The sequence below is a fragment of the Romboutsia sp. genome, assembly GCF_051659545.1.
In the GTDB taxonomy this organism is placed as follows: Bacteria; Bacillota; Clostridia; order Peptostreptococcales; family Peptostreptococcaceae; genus JBOFOR01.
In genome coordinates this window covers 1-3,008 of sequence record NZ_JBOFOR010000083.1, presented here as the reverse complement: position 1 = coordinate 3,008, position 3,008 = coordinate 1, and the positions used below count along the sequence as shown (strand labels likewise).

Sequence of the window (3,008 nt, the reverse complement as noted above, 5' to 3'; positions counted from 1 at the left end):
GAGCAGATAATAGAATTGTAATACCGTTTAGTATAATTTTAGGTTCTACCTATTTAACCTTTGTAGATATGTTTTCAAGGAGTTTAATGACTTATGAAGTTCCAATAGGAATATTTACAACCTTAATAGGTGCACCATTCTTTATATACCTTTTAAGAAAAAATGTAATGGGGAGAAGCTAAAGTGATAGAATTAAAAAATTGTAAAATAGGATACTCAAATAAAGTTATATTTGAAAACTTAGATTTAAATATAGAAATGAATGTAATAACAGCGATATTAGGTATTAATGGTAGTGGAAAAACTACATTAGTATCAACTATACTAGGTGTTCAAAAATTATTAGATGGAAATATAAAAATACTAGGAACAGATTTGAAAAAATTATCTACAAAGGAACTAGCAAAGTTTATAGCAGTAGTCCCTCAGCTACAAAAACCGATGTTTGATTTTAAGGTTTTTGATATTGTTTTAATGGGTAGAAATCCGCATCTTACTTCATCACCATCAAAATTAGATATAAAAAAAACTGAAGAAGCATTAAAAAAAGTAGGCATAGAACATTTAGCACAGAAGTCCTACAAGCAAATTAGTGGTGGGGAAAGGCAAATGGTAAATATTACTCGTGCTATTAATCAGGATACACCAATAATAGTAATGGATGAGCCAACATCATATTTAGATCTACAAAATCAATCTAAAGTTATGAATTTAGTAAAAAATTTAAATGAAAAAGAAAATAAAACCATTATTATGGTATTACATGATCCATCTCATGCTATGATGTTTTCACAAAATTGTATTTTTGTAGAACATGGAAAAGTAATATATGGGCAGAGTAGAGACTTGATTATTCCTGAGCATATAAAAAGGATTTATAAAGTTGATTCAGAAAAAATAGAAGTTGATGGAAACAGTTATATAGTTCCATTACTAGTAAATAATTAAATGTAAAAAAACTGTAAAATTAAAAAAATATGTTTACAAAGGATGCATATAATGTGATATAATTATTATATAAATAGGAATAAATTACAATTTAAAACTTTTAAAATAATACCATGAAGGTACTCTAATAGAGATATCTGCGTGGTTTTTTTTATACTTAAAATAGAAAATTTATAAGGAGATTTGTAAATAGTATGTCTATAATTATTGATAAATTTTATGAAAAATTAAAAAACAAAAATTATATATCAATACCGTATATTGAAATAGTTGTTGCTACTAAATGCACACTAAGATGTAAAGACTGTGCAAATTTAATGCAATATTACGATAATCCATACATTATAGATATAAACACTATAAAAACTTCAATAAATAGGTTAATTGAATCAGTAGACAATATTGAAAAATTTAGAATACTAGGGGGAGAACCATTTTTACATCCAGACCTAGATGAAATAATAAATTTAGTAGCAAGTAGTGAGAAAATTAAAGAAGTACAAATTCCAACTAATGGAACTATATTACCTAAAAAGGAATCTTTAATTAAAGCTCTTAAACATAATAAAGTAAGTATCTCTATAAGTGATTATGGTGAATACTCAACAAAGAAAAAAGAAATAGTACAGCTAGGAGAACAACATAACATAAAGGTAGAAGTTATGAATATGGACTATTGGCTTGACTATAGTAGCATTGAGTGTAGAAGTAGAAGCAAAGAGCAATTACAAGATCAATATAAACAATGCAATCATCAATGTACAAGCTTATTAAATGGAAAGATTTTCGATTGTCCAAGATCTGCTCATGGAATGGATTTAGGGATAATACCTAAAAATTCTTTAGAATATATAGATTTAGTTGATGAAAGTAAATCTATATTAAGAATTAGAAGAGAAATAATAGCTATGTATAATGAGCAAAAAAAATGTATACAAGCATGTAACTATTGTAATGTGGGTACTAGTCCAAAAAAAATTGAACCTGCTATTCAATTAGATACAAATGATAAGAAAAAAAATAAAGTGTTGATAAGTTAAAATAATAAATATTCTAATGGATATCTGAAGATGTCAATAATAGGGTCAGGAGGCTTGTACTTTTGGCCCTTTTATATAAAAAATATTAAATAAATTTATATCTACTTTCCCCAAAGTAAGAAATAAAGAAAACTAAACATTTATGTATTTATTAAGAGAGTCAAAAGACAAGCTCTTTTGACTCTAAAGATTTTGTAATAAAATCAGACCCTAGCTCACAAGTGAGCTAGGGTTTAATTTTATTACAAAAGGTTACGGTTTAGTATTAAATAAAAAAAGGAATCATACTATAGAAATGTAAGTATAATAAGTGAGTAACAAGAAAAAATAAATAATATTTAATATTTTATAAGCAATTTAACTTTTATACTTTAAAAAAATGGATAAAATAAATAGTAAAGTTTACCTACTATTATTTAGGAGGAATTAAGATGAAGAAAAAAGTAATGACAATCACAATAACTTCAATACTACTAATAACTACATTAGTTGGTTGTAGTTCTAATAAAATTGAACGAGAAAAAACAATAGAAACTCAATCAGAAAGGGCAGTTGTACAAAAAGAAAAATTTACAACATATAAAATAGAAGAAAAAGAGTACATAAATAAAGATATGAAAGTAAAATATCCTCAAATTAGTGGCCTAGAGGATGAAAAAAAACAAGAAATTATTAATAATTTAATTAAAACAAAAGCAATATCTATTTATGATGAAACCTTTAAAGAATTAGAAAATGGACAAACGTATGAAGTGGACGGAACATATGAAATAAAATTGAAAGACGACAAAATCTTAAGTATTGCATACACTAGCTATAATAATATTTCACAATCAGCATATCCATACAATTTATTTTATACTACAAACATTGATATAAAGACTGGACAAGAGCTTGCACTGAAAGAGATTATACCAAAAGTTGATGATGATTTTATTAAGCTTTTAAAACAAGGTAAATATGTAGGTCCTGTTGAAAAAGAATATCAAGAACAACTTATGAAATTTGTATATAGCAACT

4 protein-coding genes are annotated in these 3,008 nt (G+C 25.7%); all 4 read left to right on the top strand.

The window, feature by feature from the left end:
• On the top strand, positions 1-182 hold a 182-nt coding region (locus tag ACRC03_RS05060; RefSeq protein ID WP_438651475.1), incomplete at its 5' end, for an iron chelate uptake ABC transporter family permease subunit.
• Position 183: 1 nt separating this feature from the next.
• Positions 184-948: an ABC transporter ATP-binding protein gene (locus tag ACRC03_RS05055; RefSeq protein ID WP_438651474.1), complete on the top strand. Its 765-nt coding sequence runs from the start codon at positions 184-186 to the stop codon at positions 946-948.
• A gap of 194 nt (positions 949-1,142) precedes the next feature.
• Entirely contained in the window at positions 1,143-1,988 is an 846-nt protein-coding gene (locus ACRC03_RS05050; RefSeq protein WP_438651473.1) for a radical SAM protein, read from the top strand.
• A gap of 431 nt (positions 1,989-2,419) precedes the next feature.
• On the top strand, positions 2,420-3,008 hold a 589-nt coding region (locus ACRC03_RS05045; protein WP_438651472.1), incomplete at its 3' end, for a PdaC/SigV domain-containing protein.

What these genes read in the sequence shown, in the direction of transcription:
- ACRC03_RS05050 (WP_438651473.1), top strand. Translation starts at nt 1,143, where the DNA reads ATGTCTATAATTATTGATAAATTTTATGAAAAATTAAAAAACAAAAAT.